Origin of the sequence: Streptomyces sp. GESEQ-35 (genome assembly GCF_017948485.1) — a bacterium.
Taxonomy (GTDB): domain Bacteria; phylum Actinomycetota; class Actinomycetes; order Streptomycetales; family Streptomycetaceae; genus Streptomyces.
Window position 1 is genome coordinate 1 of sequence record NZ_JAFFSX010000031.1, and the last position, 23133, is coordinate 23133.

A 23133-nucleotide genomic window follows, 5' to 3' on the forward strand; every position below is an offset into this window, starting at 1 on the left:
GGACGGCCTTGATGTTTCCGAAGCTCTTCACGCCCCGCCTGTGTCCGCGCCCCGACCGGACGTCACACTCGAGTGAGGGGAGGAGAGTCACAGAAATCGGGTGTGACGATCGACCGGATGCCGGACACGAACGGAACATGAGCAACGACGAGATCTTCGCCGCTGCCTATCGCGAGCACTACTGGGCGGTCAGCCGCTATGTCGCGCGGCGACTGGACGGGCGTACGAGTGAGGTCGAGGAAGTCGTGGCGGAGGTGTTCACCGTCGCCTGGCGGCGCCGGGAGGACCTTCCGGCCACGCCGCTGCCCTGGCTGTACGGCGTGGCACGCAACTGCCTGGCGAACGCGGTACGCGGCTACGGGCGCCGTCGGCGGCTGGTCGACCGGCTGGGCAACGACGACGCGGCGCACAACCGGCACATCGAGGCCGGCCCCGATGCCGAGTCGCCCGGCGCCTGGGTGCACGACGCGCTCGCCCGGCTCGCCCCGGCCGACAAGGAGGTGCTGCGCCTGACGGCCTGGGAGGAACTCGGCGTCGAGGAGGTCGCCGTCGTCCTCGGCTGCGGCCGACGGGCCGCGTCCATGCGACTGCACCGGGCCCGCCGTCGGCTGAGAGTCGAGATCGACCGGATGCGTCCCGCAACCGCCGCTGACGCGACACCCACCAAGGAGCACGGCCATGGCTGACGAACTCGAACTCCTGCGCCGCGCCAACCCGGTGCCGGCCGACGGCCCCCACTTCGGCGACGGACCGCTGGACCACACCGCCGAGCGTCACCTCGACCGACTGCTGCACGACCGGCCGGCCCGCCCCCGCAGCCGTACGCGACGGGCATGGACCCTCGCGGCCGCGGTCGTGGTGGCCGCGCTGGTCTCGGCGCTGCTGTTCACCGGCCAGACCACCGCGCCGGCCGTCGCGGCACCCCGCCCGCTGGTGGTGCAGGCCGACTCCACGCCCGTATCCCTCAGGGCGATGGCCGAACGTGCACGTGCGGCCGCCGCCGAAGGCTCACCGGCCCTGCGCAAGGGCACGCACGTCCAGTCGTGGAGCCTCGGCATGAGCGATGGCGAGCCGCCGATCACCCTCCCCGAGGAACGCATCGTGCGCTGGCGGGCGGACGACAGCCACACCGAGCTCGTCGTGGCGACCGACCCACAGCATCCGGGCAGGCCGGTCCTCACGGACGAGGACGGCGAGCCACGCCTGGTCGACGACGGCCACGTCATCAGCGACCGCACCTACCCGCCGAGTTGGAGCGACGCCCCTCCCCAGTCGCCCCCGCCGTCGGACGCCGTGAAGCTGCACGACTATCTCGAAGAAGCTGAGCGCGCCTTTCTGTCCGACCACAGCAAGCCGCTGAGCACATCCGAACTTCTCGACGCCACGCAGATCCTGCTCGACAACTGGACCCTGGGCGCCCGTGAGTCCGCCGCGCTGCTGCGGCTCCTGGCCGACGCGGAGGGGCTGCGGCCCGTCGGGCAGGTGACGGATCGGCTCGGGCGGCGCGGGCAGGCGTACGTGTACGACGAACGGGCAACCCGCCGGATGCTGATCCTCGACACGAGCACCGCCGCCGTCCTCGGACTGGAGACCACGTTCACCAAGCCCCAGCCCGAGTACGGCGTCAAGGCCGGCGACGTCATGGAGTACAGCGCCTGGATGCGCTGACGTTCTGGCCCAAACGAACCGGCCTAGCCGCCCGTCGTCACCGTCCGTTCCGCCGAGAAGCCGCCCCATGTGCCGTCCGGCAGCTTCGCCCGGATCCGTACGTGGTGGGTGATCCCGGTGTCGCGGCCCACGTAGAAGCTGTAGGTCGCCCGGTCGCGCGGTGCCGTCCCGCCCCAGACGAGAGAGGTGGCCGGTTGCCCTTCGAGCTGGATCTGATACTCCGTGACCACACCGTCCGTGAGGGGCGGGACCCAGGAGAGGTCGATGTAGTACGCCCCGTCGGCGCGGTGCGTCGCCGCGCGGAAGCCCGTCGGGGCCGTACCGCGCCCGTCGTCGGTGCCCGGAGCGGTCGTGAGCCGGACGGTGCCGGCGGCCGGTGAGAGGTTGTCGGCCGCGTCCCGGGCCCGCACGGTGAACACATAGCGAGTGCCCGGCCGCAGTCCCGTCACCACGGTCGCCGTCTGGTTCCCGCCCACACTGTGGATCTTCGTGGTGCCCTGGTAGATGTCGTACGACACCACGTCCCGGTCGTCCGTCGACGCGGACCAGGACAGCTGGACGGCCCGGCTGCCGACCACCCGGCCGCTCGGACTCCCGGGGCCGGTCGGGGCCACCTTGTCCGCCGCCACGGCCTGCGGGGTCTTCGCCCGGACCGGCTTGCTCTGCGGCCCGAGACGTCCCTCGGCGTCCCGGGCCCGCACGGTGAAGACATACATGGTGGACGGCCGGAGCCTGGTGACATCCACCATGTGCTCGGAACCCGGCACTTCCTTGACCTTCGTGGTGCCCCGATACACCTCGTACCGGCTGATGCCCTGATCCGATGACACCGCGTTCCACATGACGTGCACGCTGGTGGCGCTCCCCGCCTCGGCGGTCACGCCCACCGGAGCCCCGGGCAGCCGTTCGCCGCCGCCGTCACCCGACCCGCCCCAGCCGCAGGAAGCGACCAGCGTCAGCGTGCAGAGCGCCACGATCGTGCGCCAGGGAGCGGGAACGGGAACGCGTCGCACGGCTCTGCCTCCCGGGGACGGCACGGCAGCAATGGTCCGGACCAATATGCGCCAGTGATGCGATCGCATCAAGAGGGCGGTCGTTGGTGGCAGTCCCGGCGGGGTTACGTATGCTGAAGCTCTTCACGGCTGAATTCCCCTTGAGGGATCGGGAGTTCATGCCGGTGGCGCGGAACGCTGTCGTCGCTGATCCCGCGCCGGCGTGGGCGGCCGGGCGGCCGGAGCCGATTCGGGCCCGGCCGCCCGGCCCCTGTCGGACCTCGGCATACACGCTCCGGCGTTTGTCGGATCTTCGGAGGCATGCGCCGTCCGGCCCCCTAATGCTGGCCGCAAGATCGAAACGGCATCAGATTGGGCCACGTGTCCGCCTGTGTCCCAGGAGAGGGTCCCTCATTGTGCGTGTCCAGTCCCTGGTACTGGTGGTGGCCGGTTGCGCCGTGCTCGCCCCGACGGTGTCGCTCGCGCCTCGAGCCGAACCCGCCGTCCCTGACGGGCGGCCGACGGTGTGGCGCGAAGGTGACGTCCTCGCCGCCGACCTGCTGGCCAGGGTGCAGGACTGCGCCCCCGTCTCCCAGGGCCGCTACCGCAGCGACAGCGGCGCGCCCGCGACCATTCCGGTGTGCGGCACCGAGGACGCCGTCTTCTGGAAGGCCGACATGGACATCGACTGCGACGGCAGGCCCGGCCCCGAGTGCAACGCCCGGACCGACCCGTTCTTCACCGACACCACGGCCTACCAGCAGTCCGACGGCCGCCAGTTGGACGCCGAACGCCTCCCGTACATCGTCGTTCCGCTCCCGAGTCACATCTGGGACCACCGCGCCCACGGAGTGCGCGGCGGGGCGGTGGCCGCAGTGGTCTACCAGGACCGGGTCCAGTACGCCGTCGTCGGTGACACCGGCCCGCACGACATCATCGGCGAGGCGTCCTACGCCACCGCCCGGGCCCTGGGCGTCAGTCCCGACCCGCGCGGCGGCGGCACGGACTCGGGCGTCACCTACATCGTCTTCAAGGACAGCCGGGTGAAGCCCATCGAGGACCACGCTGGAGCCGTCCTCCTCGGGGAGCGGCTGGCGCGACAGTTCGTACGGGGTGGGTGAGCCGGAGGCGCGGTCCGTGCCCGGACGTCGGGCCGGGGTCAGACGGCCGACCAGCCGTCGTCGACGGGCAGGATCACACCGTTGATGTTGCTCGCCGCGTCCGAGGCGAGGAAGACGATGGCGGCGGCCTGTTCCTCGGGCTGGGCCAGCTTGCCGGCATTGACGAAGTGCGGGCCGAGCGCGGCGGGGCCGTGGGCGCTCTGATCGGCGTCCACCGTGATGCCGGTCCGCGTGCCGCCCGGCGCGATGGCGTTCGCGCGGATGCCCTGCTTGCGGTACATCACGGCCAGGGACTTCGTCAGCCCCACGACGCCGTGCTTCGACGCGGTGTAAGCGGCGCCCGCCGCGCTGCCCCGCAGCCCCGCCTCGGAGGCCGTGTTCACGATCGCGCCCTTGCCCGCTGCCAGCATGTGCGGCAGCACCGCGCGGGTCAGCAGGAACGGAGCGGTCAGGTTGACCCGTATGACGCGCTCCCACTCCGCGTCGCTCACCTCGCCGAGTGCCGACATCCGGTCCATGATCCCGGCGTTGTTCACCAGGACGTCCACCCCGCCGAAGCGCTCCACGGCGGTCGCGGCCACCTGGTCCACGACGGCCTGCTCGCTCAGGTCTCCGACGACGGCGACCGCCGTGCCGCCCGCCTGCTCGATCTCCTTGACGACGGCCTGCGCACCCTCGGCGTTGAGGTCCGCCGCCACCACCCGGGCGCCCTCGGCGGCGAAGGCCAGAGCGGCCGCGCGCCCGATGCCCGAGCCCGCTCCGGTGACGATGACGCTGCGACCGTCCACTCCGCTGGCCATGAGGTGCTCCTGTCTGTGCGTACGAGGGCTGACGCCCCTGGCGTGTCAGGGCGTCGAGCCCGTTCGACACCACTCTACGACTTAATGTCTGCGAGTGACATAAAGTCGTGGGGGAGAATTCCGGGGGAGCAGCCACCGGAGCCGGAGGACCACATGACCGCCCCCAGCGGACGCACGGGACGCCCACCCCTCACTGAGGCGCGCAAGGCCGAGATCCGGCTGGAGATCGCCCAGGCCGCGGTGGACCTGTTCGTCGAGCAGGGCGTGGCCGCTACCACCGGCGAGGAGATCGGCCAGGCGGTCGGCGTGTCGGCGCGCACGGTGTGGCGCTACTTCCCGAGCAAGGAGAGCTGTGTGTCGCCGCTGTTCTCGGCGGGCATCGGCATGATCGCCGACCGGCTGCGGGAGTGGCGGCCCGGGCAGCCACTGGACGAGGTCTTCTCACCGGAACTCGCGACCGGCCACCGTCTCGTCGCCGGGCCGGACCGGACCACGATCGGGGCCCTGGTCCGGCTGACCCGCACCGAACCGGGACTGCGCGCGGTCTGGCTCCAGACGTACGACGAGGCGGAGCCGGCGTTCGCCCGCGCCCTCGCCGAGCGGGCCGGGCTCGGCGTCGACGATCTGCGTCCGACGATCCAGGCGGCGATGTTCAACGCGGCCCTGCGCGCGGCGGTCGAGCACTACGCCTGGCGCAGCGCCGACCTGCGGACCGGCCCGGAGACGGCGGAGGCCGAGCTGCTGGCGACCATGCGCTCGGCCTTCGCCGTCGTGGAAGCGGGGCTCAGTTAGGGCCTGTCCGGCGGATCATGCCGCAGACGCGGGGCCTGGCACGCCCGTCTTCCGCGTGGTCGCCAGTCGCCGACTGCCCCACGCTCGAAAGCGCTCGGGCGGGGGCCCATCGCGTCGACTCCCTCCTCCGCCACCGATGCTTTCCTGCGACCTGACCCGCCGGACAGGCCCCGGCGGCAGTGGCCCAGGGTTCTCACACCTTCCGGTACGTGTACGCCTCCACGGCCGCCGCCTCCACCGCCGCTAGGTCGGCACCCGTGGACGCCGTCACGACCGCGGCGACCGCGCCCTCGACGAAGGGCGCGTCCACCAGGCGGGTGCCGTCCGGGAGTTCGTCGCCCTCCGCGAGCAGGGCCTTCACCGTCAGCACCGCACTGCCGAGATCCGTGAGGACGGCGATACCGGCGCCCCGGTCGACGGACGCGGCCGCCGCGGCGATCAGTTCGGCGCTGGTGCCGAGTTCGCCGCCCTCGGTGCCGCCCGCGGGGGCGACGGGCACCGAAGTGCCGCCGCCCGCAAGCGCCTTCGCCAGCGCGGCCACCGACGCGGCGACCTCCGCGCTGTGCGACACCAGCACGATCCCGACGAGCTTGTCGTCACTCACCGCTCGCCTCCGCGAGAGCCGCGATCAGCAGCGCCGACGAGGTGGCGCCGGGATCCTGGTGCCCGATGCTGCGCTCGCCGAGGTAGCTCGCCCTGCCCTTGCGGGCCTGCAACGGCGTTGTCGCCAGCGCCCCTTCCTCGGCGGCGGCCCGTGCCGCGGCGAACGAGTCGTCGAGGGCGTCCACGGCCGGCACCAGCGCGTCGATCATGGTCTTGTCGCCGGGCGCGGCCCCGCCGAGCGTCATCACCGCGTCCACGCCGGTGCGCAGCGCCTGCGCGAACTCCTCCTCGCTCACCTCGGCGGCGTCCCCGAGCGCCTTGCCGGTCCGGCGCAACAGCGTCCCGTACAGAGGCCCCGACGCACCGCCCACCGTCGAGATCAACTGCCGTCCGGCGAGGGTGAGAACACCGCCGGGCGTGTCCGGGGCCTCCTTCTCCAGCGTGGCGGTCACCGCGGTGAACCCGCGCTGGAGATTGCTGCCGTGGTCGGCGTCCCCGATGGGCGAGTCGAGGTCCGTGAGCCGTTCCGCCTCGCGGTCCACGGACGCGGCCGTCGCCGCCATCCAGCGGCGGAAGAAATCGGCGTCGAGCACTGGATCTCCTTGCGTGGTAGGTGCGTTGACTGCGTCCCGATCCGGGCTCACATGCCCCAGCGCAGGCCCGGCGTCTTCACCGGCGCGTCCCACAGCCCGAGCAGCTCCTCGTCGATCTGGCACAGGGAGACCGAGGCACCGGCCATGTCGAGGGACGTCACGTAGTTGCCGACGAGCGTGCGGGCGACGGCGACACCCCGCGCGGCGAGCACCCGCTGCACCTCCGCGTTGAAGCCGTACAGCTCCAGCAGCGGCGTCGCGCCCATGCCGTTGACCAGGACCAGGACGGGGTTGCGCGGGCTGAGGTCCGCCAGGATCGCGTCCACGGAGAAGTCCGCGATCTCGCCCGACGTCATCATCGCCCGCCGCTCACGGCCGGGCTCGCCGTGGATGCCGATGCCCAACTCCAGCTCACCGGGCGGCAGATCGAAGGTGGGACTGCCCTTGGCCGGCGTCGTGACGGCGCTCAGCGCCACGCCGAAGCTCCGGGAGTTCTCGTTGACCTGCCGGGCGAGCGCCTCGACGCGCTCCAGCGGCATCCCCGCCTCGGCGCCCGCCCCCGCGATCTTCTCCACGAACAGCGTGGCGCCGGTGCCGCGTCGTCCGGCCGTGTAGAGGCTGTCGGTGACCGCCACGTCGTCGTTGACGAGCACCTTGGCGACCTGGATGCCCTCGTCCTCGGCGAGCTCGGCCGCCATGTCGAAGTTGAGCACGTCACCCGTGTAGTTCTTCACGATGAACAGCACGCCCGCCCCGCTGTCCACGGCCGCCGCCGCCCGCACCATCTGGTCCGGCACCGGCGATGTGAACACCTCGCCCGGACAGGCCGCCGAGAGCATCCCGGGACCCACGAAACCGCCGTGCAGCGGCTCGTGCCCCGAGCCGCCGCCCGAGATCAGGGCGACCTTCCCGGCGACGGGCGCGTCCCGCCGTACGATCACCCGGTTCTCCACGTCCACGGTCAGCTCGGGATGGGCGGCCGCCATGCCCCGCAAGGCGTCCGTGACCACGGTCTCCGGGACGTTGATCAACATCTTCATGGGAACCTCCTGATGAGCCCGGCTGACCTCGTACCTGCCCCCGCGGACCGTCAGGCATGACTGTGGTGGGGATCGACGGTCCCGGAAGCCGCTCCCGGCAGTATCGGCGTTCGAGCGGCGCTGGTCACGTGTGGCGACACTCGCGGCGCGTACCGGCGTGGCCCGCACGCGTCCGGCACGGCGCACGGGAGGGGGCGGACGGCGCAGAGGCAGGGGCAGGAGGCGGCTCTTCGTGCGCCCTGGTACGGCCTCCCGCCGCGCGCCTACAGTGTGGCGCCACGGCCCTGCGCCACGGATCCCGGCAGGGCAGCCCCACCTCGTGGTCACCGGCTATCCAGGCCCGGCCACCGTCCGGTTCCGGCACAGCTCGCCGGCCGGCGCGGCGTGAAGAGCGACGGGTGCCGATGACCGCCCCGCGCGAAACGACACCCCGTGACAGCGTCCGGGCCGCGTCACCGCCGGTGCGCGGCACCGTGCGCGTCGAGTACCGCTGGAGGCCGCTGTGGACCGACCGTGCATCGCCCTGATCGCCGACCCGACGTCACCCGAAGGGTGCGCGGACGTTCTCGCCCGGGCCGTGGAGCTGCTCACCGGCGCGCCGCCGGTCCGCGTGGACGCCCGGCACTTCGCTGTAGGCGGTACCGGCGTCGGCGTCCGCGACGGAGACCGCTTATGCCTCCAAGTTCCGGAACAGGACGTGCGCCTGGTGCCCGACATCGTCCTCCTGTACGAGATTCCACCGCACCGCCGCCGCGCACTCGCCGGCCTCCAGCGCCTCCTCGCCCGCCATGACGTGGTGACGCTCGGCACCGGTGTGGCCGCCTGGCGGACCGCGACGGAGAAGGACCTCACCGTCGAGCGCTTCCGGCGGGACGGCATCGCCCACATGGAGACCGTCGTCCTGTCCGCGCCCGACCCGCACGAGGCTGCCGCCGCCTTCGACCAAGTCGGCCGGGACGCCTGGGCCCGGCCGGTGGTCGGGACCGGCGGCGACGACGTCTTCCACATCACGACGGGCGGACAGCTGGAGCGGGCCGCCGCCTGCTACGCCGAGGGCCGCACCGCATGGCTCCTGTCCCGGGATGCCGGGAACATCACCCCCGACGGTCAACGTCACCAGTTCCGGGTCTTCGTGCTGGGCGGTCGCGTCATCCACGCCCGGGAACACCTCCAGCCCGAGCCCGACACCCCCTGCAACACCTGCCAGGGCGCCACACCCGTCGCCATCGCCCCGCACGACCTCCCCGCCCGCCTCGCCGACCTCGCCGTCGCCGCCACCACCTCGGTCGGACTGTCCTTCGCCGGCGTCGACCTGGCCGTCGAGAACGGAGGCGTCGTCTTCGAGGTCAACGTCCAGCCCGCCTTCGTGGACGGCGAACTCGACACGGTGGCCCAGCCGTACGTCCGGGCGCACCTCGACGCCCTCGCATCGGGAACCGGACGGCCGGAACCGGATCTGCTGTTGGACTGCCGATGAGGGGCAGGCCTGCCGTGGAAGATCTACACGGAGGCTTCCGCTCCGCTCGGACGGCACGCCCGTATCCACGCTCACCTGAATCACTCGGTAGGCTCCGGGACATGCGGATCTCCGTTTCCTCGGACATGGACGAACCCGTGGCCCGCGCCCTCGTCGCGGAGTTGCGCACACGCGGCCACGAGGTGGTGACACACGGGGCGCTGCACCCCGGCGCCGACCCGCAGTGGGCGGCGTGCTCGGAGGCGGCGGCCCGGGATGTCGTCGCCGGGACGGCGGACCAGGCGGTGGTGTGCTGCTGGACGGGCACCGGCGCGTCGATCGCCGCGAACAAGGTGCCGGGTGTACGGGCCGCCCTGTGCGCCGACGCCTACACCGCGGACGGCGCCCGCCGCTGGAACGACGCCAACGTGCTGGCGCTCAGCCTGCGGCTGACCTCAGAACCACTGCTCAAGGAGATCCTCGACGCCTGGTTCGCCGGTACGGCCAGCGAGGACGCGGAGGACCGGGAGAACGTGGACCGGGTCGGACGACTGGATGCGGACAGGGCCCCTTCACGCAGCGACAGCTGACGAAGAGCCCTGGTCTCACCTCCCTCGACGTGGCGGTGCCTGCCGGGTCGCCGCGGTGCCGTGGCCGTCCAGCCGGTGCGGCGTCAGACGGTGACGGCCCCTGGGTACCTCGTTGGGCTCACGGTTCTCCAGGACCTCGCGGACCGGACCGCCGTCCGGCAGCCGCGGCTGCTCCGCGGGGCGCGGCGGGGGAGGCTCGCGACGCCGTATCCGGGCGCCCAGCCGGACGGCGCCGAGGAGCAGCGCCACGACCACGACTCCCGCCAGGGCCAGCCCGACGCCGACGACCCCGCGGCTGATGGCGAGGTCCGTCCCTGCGATGTCGATCCATGCGGTGCTCATGGCGCGCGAGTACCCGAGGTGCCTGCCGTGAACCCGGCACACCGGGTTTGGCGCGACCGGGTCCGGCTACCCGCCCCCTGTGACGACATCCCAACAGGAGCTCGTCCGGTTCCTGGAGGACCGCTTCGCATGCGCGCAGGCGTGCACCGAGTGCGCGCGTGTGTGTGCCCTGCGCGCGAGCCTCCTGGACCCCGGCGGGACACAGAACCAGGAACTCGCACGACGCAAGGGCATCATGTGCGCGGAGGTGTGCGACGCGACCTGCCGAGTGCTGTCGGAAGAGGGCGGCCAGGACGAGGCGGTGATGCGCATGCAGCTGGAGTGGTGCCGGACGGTGTGCCTGGAGTGCGCGCACCTGTACGACGGGCAGTCGGACGGCGAGGCGGCCGCCAAGTCGTGCCGGGAGTGCGCTCGGGCGTGCACGGACTTCCTCGCCACCCTCGGCTGACCGTGCTTCGGGCAGCCAGGCATTCCCCCTTCGCCATTCCCAATTTCTGAAACACGTTCTACGGTGTGCGCCGTCAGGACCGGCCTGGGGAAGCCTGGAGGCGCCGTGCATCTCGACTACACGCCCGAGCAGCAGCGGCTGCGCACCGAACTGCGTGCCTATTTCGCGGAGTTGGTGCCACAGCACGCCCAGGCCCGGTTCGCGGACCCCGCCACCCAGAAACGGTTCTACCGTGACACCCTCCGGCGGCTCGGCACCGACGGCTGGCTCGGCGTCGGCTGGCCCAAGGAGTACGGCGGCCGCGGTCTGACCGCGATGGAGCAGTTCATCTTCTTCGACGAGGCCGCCCAGGCCGGCGTACCGCTGCCGCTGATGGCACTCAACACCGTCGGCCCGACGATCATGCAGTACGGGACGGACGAGCAGAAGGCGTACTTCCTGCCGAAGATCCTCTCCGGCGAGATCGACTTCGCCATCGGCTACAGCGAGCCCGACGCGGGCACCGACCTCGCCGCGCTGAAGACGCGCGCGGTGCGGGACGGCGACGCCTACGTCGTCAACGGCCAGAAGATCTGGACGACCAACGGCGACACCGCCGACTGGGTGTGGCTCGCGGTGCGCACCGACCCGGACGCCGCGCCGCACCGCGGCATCACCATGCTGCTCGTGCCGACCTCCGACCCCGGCTACTCCTGCACGCTGATCAACACCCTCGCCTCGCACGACACCACGGCGAGCTACTACGAGAACATCCACGTCCCCGTCTCGCGCCGCGTGGGGGAGGAGAACCAGGGCTGGCGGCTGATCACCAACCAGCTCAACCACGAGCGGGTCACCCTCGCCGCCCACGGCACGATGGCCATCCGCGCCCTGCACGACGTCCAGCGCTGGGCGACGGAGACCAAGCTCGCCGACGGCCGCCGCGTCGTCGACCTCCCCTGGGTGCGCCGCCTCCTCGCCCGCACCCACACCCGGCTCGACGCGATGAAGCTTCTCAACTGGCAGATGGTGAGCGCGGTCCACGACGGCACCCTCACCCCGCAGGACGCCTCGGCGGTCAAGGTGTACGGCTCCGAGGCCCGCCGCGACGCCTACGCCTGGCTCATGGAGATCGTCGCCGCCGCGGGCGCCCTGAAGGAAGGCTCCGCGGGCGCGGTCCTCCACGGCGAGCTGGAACGCGGCTACCGCTCCGCCGTGATCTTCACCTTCGGCGGCGGCAACAACGAGATCCAGCGGGAGATCATCTCGTGGATCGGTCTGGGGATGCCGCGCGTACGGCGTTAGTCTGCGGACATGACGGGTGATCCCGGTCTGTTCGGCCCTGGTTCCGTGACCTGGCAGATGCACGGCGACCCGATGATGTGGGTCGCCGGAGTCCGCGCGCTCTACCTCCAGGCACTGCATCCGCGCGCCGTGCGCGGAGTCATCCAGAACTCCGACTTCCGCAGCGACGCCTGGGGCCGGCTGATGCGGACCGCCAACTTCGTCGGCACCATCACCTACGGCACCACCGAGGCCGCCGAACGGGCGGGCGCCCGGGTACGGAAGATCCACAGCATGCTCGGGGCGACGGACCCGGACACCGGGGAGCGGTACGGCGTCGACGAACCAGAGCTGCTGCTGTGGGTGCACTGCGCCGAAATAGACTCCTACCTGCGCGTCGGGCGCCGCTCAGGCTTCCGGCTCACCGACGCCCAGGCCGACCGGTACATCCGCGAACACCGGGTCAGCGCCCGGCTGGTGGGCCTCGCCCCGGACGCCGTACCCGCGAACCGGGCGGAGATGGCCGCCTACTTCGAGAAGGTGCGCCCCGAACTCGCCGCGGGACCCGAAGCACGCACGGTGGACGACTTCCTCCTCCACCCGCCGACGCACCCCCTGCTCATACCGGCACGCGAGCTGCTGTGGCGGCGTGTGGCACATCTGGCGTATGCGGCTCTGCCGTCGTACGCCCATGAGCTGTACGGCAGACCGGCCCCGCAACCCGCCGTCGTCACCCGGCAGTTGCGCGCCACGGGCACCCTGTTGCGCTGTGTTCCCGCACATGTGCGTTGGCAACTCCCGCCCAAACACATCCTCCGCGCGATGGCGCGCCTCGGCCCCGGCTCGCGCCCGGCACCGTACAAACTCGGACGATAGGTCGCCATACTGGACGAGCAACGGGGCGACCATCGACGGGGGCGACGGCACGAGATGGCGGAGACCAGGCTGATCCAGGGCCGGTACCGGCTGCTCGACCTGATCGGGCGCGGGGGCATGGGCGAGGTGTGGCGGGCGCGCGACGAGTCGCTCGGCCGTCTGGTGGCCGTGAAGTGCCTCAAGCCCCTCGGCTCGTCCCACGACCAGGCCTTCACCCGCGTCCTGCGCGAGCGGTTCCGCCGCGAGGCCCGGGTGGCCGCCGCGCTCCAGCACCGCGGCGTGACCGTCGTCCACGACTTCGGTGAGTACGACGGCGTCCTGTACCTCGTCATGGAGCTCCTGGAGGGCCGCAATCTCAGTCAGCTCCTGGAGGACAACAAGCACCATCCGCTGCCCGTCCCGGACGTCGTCGAGATCGCCGACCAGGTCGCCGCGGCCCTCGCCTACACCCACCAGCAGGGCATCGTGCACCGGGACCTGAAGCCCGCGAACATCATGCGGCTCACCGACGGCACGGTGAAGATCTGCGACTTCGGCATAGCGCGCCTCGGCCACGACATCGGCTTCACCTCACGGCTGACCGGCACGGGCATCGCGATGGGCACCCCGCACTACATGTCACCGGAGCAGATCGGCGGAACCGAGGTCGACCGGCGCAGCGACCTGTACTCACTCGGCTGCGTGCTGTACGAAATCGCCACCGGGGTACCCCCGTTCGACCTGGACGACGCCTGGGCGATCCTCATCGGCCACCGGGACACGCCGCCGCAGCCGCCCCGCACCCACCGCGCCGAGCTGCCCGAGTACTTCGAGAAGGTCATCCTGGACCTGCTGGCCAAGCGGCCCGAGCAACGCCCGCACGACGCCCGCGAGTTGTGCCGCCGGATCGACGCGGGCCGCACCACACCGACGTACGTGCCGACGGTCGTGACACCCCAGCCGGAACTCCGCCCGCCCGAACCGGCGCCCCGCGAGACCCGGCTGCCGTCCTGGACCCGCGGCATGACCACCGGCCACAAGGCGACCGGCGCCAACCTCAGGATCACACCCCCGGACGCCGGAGCCGGCCTCACCGGCGAGTGGATCGCCCGCCCGGTCACCGGCCGGACCGAGGAACCGATGCAGGTGGAGCCGCCCGCTCCGCCCCCGGAGGCGCTCAGCGCGCTGGCCGGCCGGCACAACGCGGGCCTCAGCCTCGGACGGCTCGGACGCTGGGCCGAGGCGGGCGAAGTGCACCGCGCGGTCGTCGCCGAGCGCGAGCACCTCCTCGGCCCCGACCACCCCGACACCCTCGCCAGCCGCTACGAGGTCGCCTTCACCCTCAGCCGCACCGGCCGCGCCGCCGACGCCCTGCGCGAGTACAAGCACGTCGCCGCGGCCCGCACCCGGGTGCTCGGCGCCGACCACCCCGACTCGCTCGCCGTGCGCCAGGAAATGGCGTACGTCCTGGGCCAGTTGGGGCGGCACTTCGACGCCCATCAGGTCTATACGTCGGTGCTCGCGGCCCGGGAGCGCACCATGGGCGCCGACCATCCCGACACCCTGCGCTGCCGCCACAACCTCGCCTTCAACCTCAGTCGCCTGGGACGCCTGGAGGACTCGTACCGCATGGCCTGCGACGTGGCCGCCGCGCGGGCCCGCGTGCTGGGCCCGAACCACCCCGACACCCTGGTCACGCGTTACGAAGTCGCTTATGCGCTGGGCCAGTTGGGCCGCTGGCCGGAGGCGTTGCAGACCTATGTAGAGGTCGCCGAGGCGCGCGCCCAGGCACTCGGTCCCGACCACGCCGACACCCTCGCCGCCCGCTACGAGGTCGGCATCAGCCTCGGCCGCCTCGGCCGCAGCGCCGACGCCCTCAAGCTGTACCGGGACCTGATCGAAGACCGCAGCCGCGTGCACGGCCCCGCTCACGCTGAGACCCTGCGGGCCCGCCACGGCCTCGGCGTCAACCTCGGCCGGCTCGGCCGCTGGGAGGAAGCCCTTGCGGAGTCCCGCGACGTGTGCGCGATCCGCGAACGGGTGCTGGGCCCCGACCACCCGGACACCCTCGTCAGCCGTCGCGAGGTCGCCGTCGGCCTGGGCTGGCTCGGCCGCTGGCCCGACGCCCTCACCGAATACCGGCGCGTCGCCGCCGCCCGTGAACGCGTCCTCGGCGCCGACCATCCCGACACCCTCGCCAGCCGCAACGACGAGGCCCACTGCCTCGAACAGCTCGGCCGGGGCGCGGAGGCGGTCGAGCTGTACCGCAGGGTCGCGGTGCTACGACAGCAGCGGGCGTCCGGCGGAACCTGACTCCGGCGCGGCACCTATGGCCGACCTAGATCATCACGTGTTACGAAGAACCATGCCTGCACACGAAGGACGTACGTACGACGCCGTCATCGTCGGCGGTGGCCACAACGGCCTCGTCGCCGCCGCCTACCTGGCCCGGGCCGGACGCTCCGTCCTGGTGCTGGAGCGGCTGGACCACACCGGGGGCGCCGCCGTGTCCACCCGCCCGTTCGCGGGCGTCGACGCACGGCTGTCGCGCTACTCGTACCTGGTCAGCCTGGTGCCGAAGAAGATCGTGCGGGATCTGGGGCTGAACTTCCGGGTACGCGGACGCACCATCTCGTCGTACACGCCCGTGGAGCGGGACGGCAGCCCCACGGGACTCCTGGTCGGCGGCGGCGAACGGCGCACCCGCGAGGCCTTCGCGCGGCTCACCGGCGGCCAGACCGAGTACCAGGCCTGGCAGCGCTTCTACGGCATGACCGGCCGGGTCGCCGAGCGGGTCTTCCCGACCCTCACCGAACCGCTGCCCACCCGCGACGAACTGCGCCGGCGCATCGACGACGAGGAGGCCTGGCGAACCCTCTTCGAGGACCCCATCGGCGTCGCCGTCGAGGACCGCTTCACCGACGACCTGGTCCGGGGCGTCGTCCTCACCGACGCCCTGATCGGGACCTTCGCCGACGCCCACGACCCCTCGCTGCGGCAGAACCGCTGCTTCCTCTACCACGTGATCGGCGGAGGCACGGGCGCCTGGGACGTACCCGTCGGCGGCATGGGGGCCCTCACCGACGCCCTGGCCGCCGCGGCACGGAACGCGGGCGCCGTCATCGCCACCGGCCACGAAGTGGAACGGATCGCCACGGACGGCCGTACCGCCGAGATCACCTACCGGACCGCCGACGGCGAAGGCGTCGCCGCCGCCCGCCACGTCCTGGTGAACGCCTCCCCGCAAGCGCTCGCCGCCCTCACCGGCGACGAGCCGCCCGAACCCGCCGAGGGCGCCCAGCTCAAGGTGAACATGCTGCTCAAGCGGCTGCCCGCCCTGCGCGACAGCTCCGTGGACCCACGGGAGGCGTTCGCCGGCACCTTCCACATCGCCGAGGGCTACGAGCAACTGGCCGCCGCCCACGCCCAGGCCGCCGCCGGCGAGCTCCCCGCCCGGCCGCCCTCGGAGATCTACTGCCACTCGCTCACCGACCCGACGATCCTCGGCCCGGCCCTGGTCGACCGGGGCTACCAGACGCTCACCCTGTTCGGCCTGCACACGCCCGCCCGGCTCTTCGCGCAGGACAACGACGCCGTACGCGACGAGCTGCTGAAGTCCACGCTGGCCCAGCTGGACGCCCACCTCGCCGAACCGCTCGCCGACTGCCTGGCGACCGACGCGGAGGGGCGGCCGTGCATCGAGGCGAAGACGCCGCTGGATCTGGAGCGCGACCTGCGGCTGCCGGGCGGCAACATCTTCCACCGCGACCTCGCCTGGCCGTACGCCCAGGACGGCGTCGGCCGCTGGGGTGTGGAGACCGCGCACGCGAACGTGCTGCTGTGCGGGGCGGGCGCGGTGCGCGGGGGCGGGGTGAGCGGGGTGCCGGGGCACAACGCCGCCATGGCGGTGCTGGAGCGGGGCGACGGCTGATCGGTCGGGTCAGGACCGCATGCCGCCGTCGACCCGCAGGACCGTGCCGGTGACGTAGGAGGCGCGGTCGCTCAGGAGCCAGGCCGCTGCCTGCGCGACCTCGTCCGGGTGGGCGGAGCGGCCCAGCGGGGTCTGGGCGTTGAGGTGGTCGACGATGCCGGGGGTGTTCGCCTCCCAGGCGTCGATCATCGCGGTCTGTGTGGTGCCGGGTGCGATGGCGTTGACGCGGATGCCTTCCGGACCGTACGTGGCGGCTGCTGACGCGGTCAGGCTGTTGACGGCCCGCTTCGCCGCGCCGTACGCGGGCAGCACGGGGTTGGCTCCCAGGCTGCCGACGCTGGAGGTGTTGACGATCGCCCCGGTCTTGGCGGTGGCCCGGATGGCGGCGATCTCCGCGGTCATGGCCAGCCAGGGGCCCTTGAGGTTGACCGCGAGGATGTGGTCGAAGTCGGCCTCCGGCAGCTGGTCCATCGGGCCGGGCTGCTGGATGGCCGCGCCGTTGTTGAAGGCGACGTCGAGCCTGCCGTACAGCTCGACGGTCCGGTCGACGGCGGCCCGGACGCTCGCCGCGTCGGCCAGGTCGCACCGTACGTAGTCGGCGGTGCCGCCGGCGGCCCGGATCTCCTCGGTCACCGCCTTGAGCTCGGTCTCGGTGCGCGCCGCGAGGAGCACCCGGGCGCCTTCCCGGGCGAACAGCCGGGCCGCGGCGGCGCCGATGCCGCGGCCCGCACCGGCGATGAAGGCGACCTTGTCGGCGAGCAGGCCCGCGGTCGTGAGCGTGGTGGTCTGTGTGTTGTCCATACCGTCGAGCCTGCGTCCCGCCGCCGATCGCATCCAGGCACCGGCGGTACCTGGCTGAGCGCCCGGACTCGCGCGCACACTGGAGGCGTGGACCGACGAGAACTGGCCGCCTTCCTGCGCGGCAGGCGTGAGCGCATCACCCCCGCCGACGTGGGCCTGCCCGCCGGGGCGCGACGACGGACCCCGGGACTGCGCCGCGAGGAGGTGGCGCAGCTGGCGTACATCTCCACCGAGTACTACACGCGGCTGGAGCAGGCGCGGGGCCCGCACCCCTCGCGCGAGGTACTGGCCCAGATCGCCCGCGCCCTGCGCCTGTCGGACCCCGAGCGCGACCACCTCCATCACCTCGCCGGAACCCCGCCCGCTCCACCGCCGGGTCCCTCGCGGGAGGTCCGGCAGAGCATCGTCGACCTGTTGCACCGGCTGCCGCAGGCCGCGGCGTTCGTGATCTCGGCGACGTACGAGGTCATCGCGTGGAACGACCTGGCGGCCGCCCTGATGGAGGACTTCTCGGCGCTGTCCCGGCGCGACCGGAACCTGCTCCGGCGGGGCTTCCTCGGCCCGAACCCTGACGGACGGCCGCTGTACGGAGTGTCGGATCCGGACGAGTTCGCCGCCACCGCGACCAACCATCTGCGCGCCGCCGCGGCCCGCTACCCCCACGACCCCGAGGTGACCGCGCTGGTCGACGAACTCCTCGCCGGGAGCGAGGAGTTCGCCCGGCTCTGGGCCGAGCACTGCGTGATCGCCCGGCCCACCCTCCACAAGACCTTCGACCACCCGCTCGTCGGGACGGTCTCGGTCAACTGCGATGTCCTGGACATCACCGACCGCGACCAGCGAGTGGTGATCTACACCGCCGAGCCGGGCTCACGGTCCGAGGAGGCGCTGCGGCTGCTGTCGGTCGTCGGCACCCAGCGCATGGACGTGCCCGGCTGAGCTCTCGCCGCCAACAGGCGAGGCTTCTGTCCTCTGGCTCGTTCGGCGAACCCCCGCCCTTCCGGCCATCGTGCAGGAGAACATCAAGGCCGTCGCGCGGAAGCTGACCGCCGAGGATGCCACCCGGGTTCCCGCCGTCTGTGCGGATCAGGCGCACAAGCAGAACAACATCCGCCGTAGTCCGGAACCTGGGCTGCCGGCACTTGGTTCACCCCTGGGCTCGGCCGTGGACGCCCCGGCCGAGCCGTCAGCCGGAGGATGCCGTCCACCCGGATGCCGTGATCCGCGCCGCGTCCGCCGGCCGTGCCTCGTCGAAGAGAACACTGTCCGGGTCCTCGACGCGCAGCCCGTCCACATAGGTGCCCCGGCCCACATAGAGCCGGTCCGTGGCGTACCGCCAGCGCAGCGCGACCTGTCGGGCGGCCGGGAGGTCCGCCGTCAGCCGGTGCCACAGGCGCCCCGACCAGCCGGTGACCGTACCCGCCGGGCGCTCCTGCGGCTCCCCACCGGGGCGGGCGGTGGTGAACGGCACCGGCTGCCAGGTCGTACCGCCGTCCGCGCTGCCCTCAAGGGCGAGGACGTCCGTCTGCGGCTCGGTGTCCCACCACAGGGAACAGCGCAGCCGGGCCCCGCCCGCCGAGGTGTCCAGCGCGGGCAGCGCCAGAGTGGCGGTGGTGGAGCTCGCCATGCCGGAGAACCAGGCCGTACGGCCATGGCGTGGGCGGACCGGGACAGCCCGCGCCAGATGGTTCGCGGCCGCCACCCGAGGCGCCGAGCCGGACCGCCAACTACGCACCGGATGCACCGAGTTGCCGAGCACGACCAGGAACGAGTCGGTCGTCGGGTCGAGGACCAGCGAGGTGCCGGTGAAGCCGGTGTGGCCCGCCGTGCGTGGGGTGGCCATCGCGCCCATGTACCAGTGCTGGTAGAGCTCGAAGCCCAGGCCGTGCTCGTCGCCGGGGAAGTCGGTGTTGAAGTCGGTGAACATCAGCTCCACCGACTCCGGTCGGAGGATGCGCGCCCGCCCGTAGTCGCCGCCGTTCAGCAGTGTCCGGCCGAGGACCGCGAGATCCCACGCGTTCGAGAACACCCCGGCGTGGCCGGCGACTCCGCCCAGGCTGAAGGCGTTCTCGTCGTGTACCTCGCCCCACACCAGCCCTCGGTCCAGCCCCGACCACGGCTTGCGCGCGTCCTCCGTCGCCGCGATCTTCGGCTTCCAGGAGGCGGGCGGGTTGTAGCGGGTGCGGTGCATGCCGAGCGGGGCGGTGATCTCCTCGCGGAGGAGGGTGTCGAGGGTGCGGTCGGTGAGGTGCTCCAGGACCAGCTGGAGCGAGATCAGGTTGAGGTCCGAGTAGAGGTAGGTGGTGCCCGGTGGATTGAGCGGCGCCTCGTCCCAGATGAGCTGGAGCTTCTCCTCGTACGTCGGTGCGCTGTAGAGCGGGATCCAGGGGCGGAACCCCGAGGTGTGGGTGAGGAGTTGACGGATCGTGATGTCCTGCTTGCCCGCGGCGCCGAACTCCGGGAGGTAGGACGCGACCTTCGCCTCCAGCTCCAGGGCGCCCCGTTCGATCTGCTGCACGGCGAGGATCGACGTGAACAGCTTGGAGACGGAGGCCAGGTCGAAGACGGTGTCCTCGGCCATGGGGACCTGCTGCGCGGCCGGGAACTCGACGCCGGTGTCCGCCTTCTCGTCGTACGCCGCGTAGCGCACCGCCATGCCGATCGGCTCATGCAGGGCCACCGTGCCGCCACGCCCGGCGAGCAGCACGGCGCCCGCGTACCAGGGGTACTTGGGGGAGGGGCCGAGGAAAGTCTCCGCGTCGGTGACGAGTTGACGCAGGTGAGCGGGGAGCAGACCGGCGCGTTCGGGGGAGCCGGGCCGCAGCGTGGGGTGGTCATGGGGTACGGCGGCTGCCGCGGGTCCGGCGGGGAACGGGGCGACGGCCAGCGCGCCACCCACGGCGAATGTCCGTCGGGCCAGTTGACGGCGGGTCAGTCCACGTCGTCTGCCGGGCACTGCGTCTTCGGTCATCGACAAGCCTCCCGCTGAGCCGCCTGAAAGTATCTTTCCGGATTGCCCTTGTGGAGTGAAACTTTTGTGTCAGGCGTGTCGGGTGTCAACGGGGCGTCGGGCGCAAAACATCTGACGGAACGTCAGAGAAGGTCTTCCGTCGTCCGGGGGACTGCGGCATCCTGCGCCCATGCAGACGGAGCTGAGCAAGAAACTGGGAGTCGAGCACGCCGTCTTCGGCTTCACGCCGTTCCCCGCCGTCGCCGCGGCCATCAGCCGGGCCGGCGGCTTCGGAGTGCTCGGCGCGGTCCGCTATACGGCCCCCGACGACCTCAAACGCGACCTCGACTGGATCGAGGCACACGTCGACGGCATGCCGTACGGCCTCGACGTCGTCATGCCCGCCAAGAAGGTCGAAGCCCCGAAAAATCAAACACTGACCGAGGCCGACGTCGAGGCGATGATCCCGGACACGCACCGGCAGTTCGTCCAGGACACCCTCGCCAAGTACGGGGTGCCGGAGCTGGCCGAGGGCGAGGCGGCCGGCTGGCGCATCACCGGGTGGATGGAGCAGGTCGCCCGCTCCCAGCTCGACGTCGCCTTCGACTACCCGATCAAGCTGCTCGCCAACGCCCTCGGCTCCCCGCCCGCCGACGTGGTGACCCGGGCCCACGACCAGGATGTGCTCGTAGCCGCCCTCGCGGGCAGCGCCCGGCATGCTCGCAAGCACCAGGAGGGGGGCATCGACATCGTCGTGGCGCAGGGCTACGAGGCAGGCGGCCACACCGGTGAGATCGCCTCCATGGTCCTCACGCCCGAGGTCGTCGAGGCCGTCGACCCGCTGCCGGTGCTGGCCGCGGGCGGTATCGGCAGCGGGCAGCAGGTGGCGGCCGCTCTGGCGCTCGGGGCCCAGGGTGTGTGGCTGGGCTCCATATGGCTGACCACCACAGAGGCCGACCTCCACTCACCCGCCCTCACCCGCAAACTGCTCGCCGCCGGCTCCGGCGACACCGTCCGCTCCCGCGCGCTGACCGGGAAGCCCGCGCGCCAGTTGCGCACCGACTGGACCGACGCCTGGGACGACGCGGACGGGCCGGGCACTCTGCCCATGCCCTTGCAGGGGCTGCTCGTCGCCGAGGCCGTCTCCCGCATCCAGAAGCACGAGGTCGAACCGCTGCTGGGCACGCCCGTCGGCCAGATCGTCGGCCGGATGACCAGCGAACGCAGCGTCCAGGCCGTCTTCGACGACCTCACGCGCGGCTTCGAGAAGGCCGTCGACCACATCAACCGCATCGCCGGAAGGAGCGGACAGTCGTGACCACCGGATTCTGGGCCCAGGCCGCCGAAGACCCCGGCCGCACGGTCCTCATCGCACCGGACGGCGAGTCATGGACCGCGGGCCGCCTGAACGCCGCCGCCAACCGGCTCGTCCACGGCCTGCGTGCGGCCGGACTGGAACGCGGCGACGCCTTCGCGGTCGTGCTGCCCAACGGGCCCGAGTTCTTCACCGCGTATCTGGCCGCCACCCAGGCCGGGTTCTACCTCGTCCCCGTCAACCACCACTTCGTCGGCCCCGAGATCGCCTGGATCGTCGCCGACTCCGGGGCCAAGGTGCTTCTCGCCCACGAACGGTTCGCGGGTCCCGCGCGGCAGGCTGCCGACGAGGCGGGCCTCCCGCTCTCCCACCGGTACGCACTCGGCACGGTCGAGGGTTTCCGGCCGTACGCCGAACTCCTCGACGGACAACCGGAGTCGGCGCCCTCCGACCGCACCCTCGGCTGGGTGATGAACTACACCTCGGGCACCACCGGCCGCCCCCGCGGCATCCGCCGCCCCCTGCCCGGCAAGCTCCCGGAAGAGTCCTACCTCGGCGGCTTCCTCGGCATCTTCGGCATCCAGCCGTTCGACGACAACGTGCACCTCGTCTGTTCGCCGCTGTACCACACCGCCGTGCTGCAATTCGCCGGCGCCTCCCTGCACATCGGGCACCGCCTCGTCCTGATGGACAAGTGGACGCCGGAGGAGATGCTCCGTGTCATCGACACCCATCGGTGCACGCACACCCATATGGTCCCGACACAGTTCCACCGGCTGCTCGCCTTGCCGGACCACACAAGGCGGTCGTACGACGTGTCGTCCATGCGGCACGCCATCCACGGCGCCGCGCCCTGCCCCGACCACGTCAAGCGGGCCATGATCGACTGGTGGGGCGACTGTGTGGAGGAGTACTACGCGGCCAGCGAGGGCGGCGGGGCCTTCGCGACCGCCGAGGACTGGCTCAAGAAGCCCGGCACGGTCGGCAAGGCCTGGCCCATCAGCGAACTCGCGATCTTCGACGACGACGGCAAGCGGCTGCCGCCCGGCGAACTCGGCACCGTCTACATGAAGATGACGACGGGCGGCTTCGCCTACCACAAGGACGAGACCAAGACCCGCAAGAACCGCATCGGCGACTTCTTCACCGTCGGCGACCTCGGCCTCCTCGACGAGGACGGCTATCTCTTCCTCCGCGACCGCAAGATCGACATGATCATCTCGGGCGGGGTCAACATCTACCCGGCCGAGATCGAGTCCGCCCTGCTCGCGCACCCCGCCGTCGCCGACGCCGCCGCCTTCGGCATCCCGCACGACGACTGGGGCGAGGAGGTCAAGGCCGTCGTCGAAGCGGCCCCCGGCCACGAACCCGGCCCCGACCTCGCCGCCGCGATCCTGGATCACTGCGCCGCGCAACTCGCCGGCTACAAGCGGCCCAAGAGCGTGGACTTCATCGCGGAGATGCCGCGGGATCCCAACGGGAAGCTCTACAAGCGGCGGCTGCGGGATCCGTACTGGGAGGGCCGTACGCGGCCGGTGTGAGCGGCCACGCCCATACCGACGTGACGCGATGT

General features: G+C 72.0%; 22 protein-coding genes. 14 read left to right on the forward strand and 8 right to left on the reverse strand.

Features of this window, described 5'->3' with window-relative positions:
• Positions 1–137: 137 nt before the first annotated feature.
• Together KCH87_RS40485 and KCH87_RS40490 are read left to right on the forward strand one after the other, a co-directional pair.
• Positions 138–686, forward strand: coding sequence for an RNA polymerase sigma factor (locus KCH87_RS40485; RefSeq protein WP_210592912.1), 549 nt, complete (start codon positions 138–140; stop codon positions 684–686).
• On the forward strand, positions 679–1668 hold the full coding sequence (locus KCH87_RS40490; RefSeq protein ID WP_210592913.1) for a CU044_5270 family protein: 990 nt from the start codon (positions 679–681) through the stop codon (positions 1666–1668). Before KCH87_RS40485 ends, KCH87_RS40490 begins: the two co-directional genes overlap by 8 nt.
• Before the next feature lie 23 nt (positions 1669–1691).
• Here KCH87_RS40490 and KCH87_RS40495 read toward each other — a convergent pair whose 3' ends face one another.
• A complete protein-coding gene (locus KCH87_RS40495) occupies positions 1692–2681 on the reverse strand; it encodes a fibronectin type III domain-containing protein (protein ID WP_308299037.1) in 990 nt (329 codons plus the stop codon).
• Positions 2682–3076: 395 nt separating this feature from the next.
• On the opposite strand from KCH87_RS40495, the gene KCH87_RS40500 reads away from it, so the two are divergent.
• A complete protein-coding gene (locus tag KCH87_RS40500) occupies positions 3077–3781 on the forward strand; it encodes a glycoside hydrolase family 75 protein (RefSeq protein WP_210592915.1) in 705 nt (234 codons plus the stop codon).
• A 38-nt stretch (positions 3782–3819) separates the two neighbouring features.
• On the opposite strand, the gene KCH87_RS40505 is transcribed toward KCH87_RS40500, so the two are convergent.
• Positions 3820–4581 carry an SDR family NAD(P)-dependent oxidoreductase gene (locus KCH87_RS40505; RefSeq protein WP_210592916.1) on the reverse strand — a complete coding sequence of 254 codons (762 nt, stop codon included), beginning with the start codon at positions 4579–4581 and terminating at the stop codon, positions 3820–3822.
• A 153-nt stretch (positions 4582–4734) separates the two neighbouring features.
• Here KCH87_RS40505 and KCH87_RS40510 point away from each other — a divergent pair, with 153 nt between their 5' ends.
• A complete protein-coding gene (locus KCH87_RS40510; RefSeq protein WP_210592917.1) occupies positions 4735–5373 on the forward strand; it encodes a TetR/AcrR family transcriptional regulator in 639 nt (212 codons plus the stop codon).
• A 193-nt stretch (positions 5374–5566) separates the two neighbouring features.
• Here KCH87_RS40510 and KCH87_RS40515 read toward each other — a convergent pair whose 3' ends face one another.
• From KCH87_RS40515 to dhaK, 3 genes are read right to left on the reverse strand one after another with little or no spacing between them, the layout of a single operon-like run.
• On the reverse strand, positions 5567–5977 hold the full coding sequence (locus KCH87_RS40515) for a PTS-dependent dihydroxyacetone kinase phosphotransferase subunit DhaM (RefSeq protein ID WP_210592918.1): 411 nt from the start codon (positions 5975–5977) through the stop codon (positions 5567–5569).
• Complete coding sequence (gene dhaL, locus KCH87_RS40520) at positions 5970–6569, reverse strand: dihydroxyacetone kinase subunit DhaL (RefSeq protein WP_210592919.1); 600 nt, start codon at positions 6567–6569, stop codon at positions 5970–5972. Before dhaL ends, KCH87_RS40515 begins: the two co-directional genes overlap by 8 nt.
• A 47-nt stretch (positions 6570–6616) precedes the next feature.
• A complete protein-coding gene (gene dhaK / locus KCH87_RS40525) occupies positions 6617–7609 on the reverse strand; it encodes a dihydroxyacetone kinase subunit DhaK (protein ID WP_210592920.1) in 993 nt (330 codons plus the stop codon).
• 502 nt (positions 7610–8111) lie between these two features.
• Between dhaK and KCH87_RS40530 the strand changes: the two genes are divergently transcribed.
• Together KCH87_RS40530 and KCH87_RS40535 are read left to right on the forward strand one after the other, a co-directional pair.
• Entirely contained in the window at positions 8112–9086 is a 975-nt protein-coding gene (locus KCH87_RS40530) for a RimK family alpha-L-glutamate ligase (RefSeq protein WP_210592921.1), read from the forward strand.
• Between the two features lie 101 nt (positions 9087–9187).
• The gene (locus KCH87_RS40535) at positions 9188–9655 is read left to right on the forward strand and encodes an RpiB/LacA/LacB family sugar-phosphate isomerase (RefSeq protein ID WP_210592922.1); all 468 of its coding nucleotides are present in this window, start codon (positions 9188–9190) and stop codon (positions 9653–9655) included.
• Between the two features lie 15 nt (positions 9656–9670).
• Here the strand turns inward: KCH87_RS40535 and KCH87_RS40540 are convergent, their stop codons facing one another.
• On the reverse strand, positions 9671–9997 hold the full coding sequence (locus KCH87_RS40540) for a DUF6479 family protein (RefSeq protein ID WP_210592923.1): 327 nt from the start codon (positions 9995–9997) through the stop codon (positions 9671–9673).
• A 79-nt stretch (positions 9998–10076) separates the two neighbouring features.
• Here KCH87_RS40540 and KCH87_RS40545 point away from each other — a divergent pair, with 79 nt between their 5' ends.
• The 5 genes from KCH87_RS40545 (at position 10077) to KCH87_RS40565 (ending at position 16494) form a co-directional block, all read left to right on the forward strand.
• Positions 10077–10445, forward strand: a complete 369-nt coding sequence (locus KCH87_RS40545; RefSeq protein WP_210592924.1) for a ferredoxin — start codon at positions 10077–10079, stop codon at positions 10443–10445.
• Positions 10446–10550: 105 nt separating this feature from the next.
• Positions 10551–11729 carry an acyl-CoA dehydrogenase family protein gene (locus KCH87_RS40550; protein ID WP_210592925.1) on the forward strand — a complete coding sequence of 393 codons (1179 nt, stop codon included), beginning with the start codon at positions 10551–10553 and terminating at the stop codon, positions 11727–11729.
• Between the two features lie 9 nt (positions 11730–11738).
• Positions 11739–12584, forward strand: a complete 846-nt coding sequence (locus tag KCH87_RS40555) for an oxygenase MpaB family protein (RefSeq protein WP_210592926.1) — start codon at positions 11739–11741, stop codon at positions 12582–12584.
• Positions 12585–12638: 54 nt separating this feature from the next.
• Complete coding sequence (locus KCH87_RS40560) at positions 12639–14876, forward strand: serine/threonine-protein kinase (RefSeq protein ID WP_210592927.1); 2238 nt, start codon at positions 12639–12641, stop codon at positions 14874–14876.
• A 16-nt stretch (positions 14877–14892) separates the two neighbouring features.
• Positions 14893–16494: an NAD(P)/FAD-dependent oxidoreductase gene (locus KCH87_RS40565; RefSeq protein WP_210592928.1), complete on the forward strand. Its 1602-nt coding sequence runs from the start codon at positions 14893–14895 to the stop codon at positions 16492–16494.
• Between the two features lie 9 nt (positions 16495–16503).
• On the opposite strand, the gene KCH87_RS40570 is transcribed toward KCH87_RS40565, so the two are convergent.
• Positions 16504–17328 carry an SDR family oxidoreductase gene (locus tag KCH87_RS40570; protein ID WP_210592929.1) on the reverse strand — a complete coding sequence of 275 codons (825 nt, stop codon included), beginning with the start codon at positions 17326–17328 and terminating at the stop codon, positions 16504–16506.
• Positions 17329–17382: 54 nt separating this feature from the next.
• Between KCH87_RS40570 and KCH87_RS40575 the strand changes: the two genes are divergently transcribed.
• Positions 17383–18234 carry a helix-turn-helix transcriptional regulator gene (locus tag KCH87_RS40575; RefSeq protein ID WP_210592930.1) on the forward strand — a complete coding sequence of 284 codons (852 nt, stop codon included), beginning with the start codon at positions 17383–17385 and terminating at the stop codon, positions 18232–18234.
• Between the two features lie 247 nt (positions 18235–18481).
• Here the strand turns inward: KCH87_RS40575 and KCH87_RS40580 are convergent, their stop codons facing one another.
• A complete protein-coding gene (locus KCH87_RS40580) occupies positions 18482–20266 on the reverse strand; it encodes a serine hydrolase domain-containing protein (protein ID WP_210592931.1) in 1785 nt (594 codons plus the stop codon).
• 169 nt (positions 20267–20435) lie between these two features.
• Between KCH87_RS40580 and KCH87_RS40585 the strand changes: the two genes are divergently transcribed.
• Positions 20436–21563 carry a nitronate monooxygenase gene (locus KCH87_RS40585; protein ID WP_210592932.1) on the forward strand — a complete coding sequence of 376 codons (1128 nt, stop codon included), beginning with the start codon at positions 20436–20438 and terminating at the stop codon, positions 21561–21563.
• Positions 21560–23101, forward strand: a complete 1542-nt coding sequence (locus tag KCH87_RS40590) for an acyl-CoA synthetase (RefSeq protein ID WP_210592933.1) — start codon at positions 21560–21562, stop codon at positions 23099–23101. The genes KCH87_RS40585 and KCH87_RS40590 overlap by 4 nt, the downstream gene beginning before the upstream one ends.
• Positions 23102–23133: the final 32 nt, after the last annotated feature.